This window comes from Vibrio sp. YT-17, from assembly GCF_033337375.1.
Lineage (GTDB): Bacteria > Pseudomonadota > Gammaproteobacteria > Enterobacterales > Vibrionaceae > Vibrio > Vibrio alginolyticus.
The window spans coordinates 1-1,257 of record NZ_JAWOQP010000119.1; the positions used below are offsets into that span (position 1 = coordinate 1).

At 45.6% G+C, this 1,257-nt stretch carries 3 protein-coding genes; 1 reads left to right on the forward strand and 2 read right to left on the reverse strand.

Annotation, left to right across the window (positions count from 1 at the left end):
- Together R7F67_RS24315 and R7F67_RS24320 are read right to left on the reverse strand one after the other, a co-directional pair.
- A partial coding sequence (locus R7F67_RS24315) for a DUF692 family multinuclear iron-containing protein (RefSeq protein WP_318057476.1) occupies positions 1-134 on the reverse strand: 134 nt, incomplete at its 3' end.
- Positions 135-218: 84 nt separating this feature from the next.
- On the reverse strand, positions 219-479 hold the full coding sequence (locus R7F67_RS24320; RefSeq protein ID WP_005458571.1) for a DUF2282 domain-containing protein: 261 nt from the start codon (positions 477-479) through the stop codon (positions 219-221).
- Positions 480-760: 281 nt separating this feature from the next.
- Here R7F67_RS24320 and R7F67_RS24325 point away from each other — a divergent pair.
- The coding region (locus R7F67_RS24325) for a UvrD-helicase domain-containing protein (protein WP_318057475.1) at positions 761-1,257 on the forward strand (497 nt) is incomplete at its 3' end.

The window sequence follows — 1,257 nt, forward strand, 5'->3', positions numbered from 1 at the left end:
GCTGCATTGGGTTGAAAGTAGTTCTCGCTGTGAATTTCTAACCAAGACAGTTCTGGGCGTTGTTGCTGAAAAAAGTCCAAATGAGGAGTCCGTAAACCAACGCCAACAAGAGAGTGAAAATCGTAGTGTTTCACGTGAAACTCCTTTTCGAACTGGATGAGAAGAGGTTGTGGGGTGTGAGTTGAGCCATCACACGCCCACAACAATTAACGGAGAAATTAAGATGCGCTGGTGCTGCCGCCAGCCAATTTGTCGCAAAGACCTTTTGGAACCACCACAAATGCGTCTTTCTGGTGGTCTTGTTTTGACGTGCCGGCGCAAGAGCTGTTCTTCGTCGCACAGTCATTTTTTCCCGCTTTTGCCACGCCGTAGCACTTTTCTTTTTCTGCCGCGACAGCAGGTGTTGCTGTTAGTAGAGTGCCACCAAGGGCTAGTAGACCAGTAACCGCAGCAGTAACAGCAAGATTCGACTTTTTCATAATAAATTCCTCTGAATGATTTCCTTTACGTTGAGATGGGCAAGCAGACGAGCGATTGAGATGCACAGTTTTTGTCCGCTTGCTTAACTTAAGAGATAGGAAGGTGAGTGAAAAACTTTCAGGGAAATTGTTTTGGAGAATGCTTTTTGATGGTTTGATTTACATAACTGATTGAATGGATGAGTAAAAAATCGTCGAACTTTTTATCTAGTTTTGTCTCAACACACCCTAGTTGTTTAGGTTATAATCTATTTTTATGTATAAATAACCAGTAGCTCATCATGATGGATCCATCTCTATTACTCGACGGTTTGAACGATAAACAGCGTGAAGCCGTTGCTGCACCTCTAGAAAACTTGCTCGTCCTTGCTGGTGCAGGGAGTGGTAAGACTCGTGTTCTTGTTCACCGTATCGCTTGGTTGATGTCGGTAGAACAAGCGTCTCCGTTCTCAATCATGTCGGTAACCTTTACCAACAAAGCGGCAGCGGAGATGCGTGGCCGTATTGAAGAGTTGATGATGGGCAGTGCGTCAGGCATGTGGAATGGTACCTTTCACGGTATTTGTCACCGCATTTTGCGTGCGCACTATCTTGATGCCAAGCTACCGGAAGATTTTCAAATCATCGACAGCGACGATCAACAGCGTTTACTGAAGCGTTTGATCAAAGCACAAAATCTGGATGAAAAGCAGTGGCCTGCACGCCAAGTGGCTTGGTGGATTAACGGCAAAAAAGACGAAGGTCTGCGCCCAGCTCATATCGATGCTTACCACGATCC

Coding starts and splice junctions, on each gene's coding strand:
- R7F67_RS24320 (WP_005458571.1), bottom strand. CDS start 479: ATGAAAAAGTCGAATCTTGCTGTTACTGCTGCGGTTACTGGTCTACTA.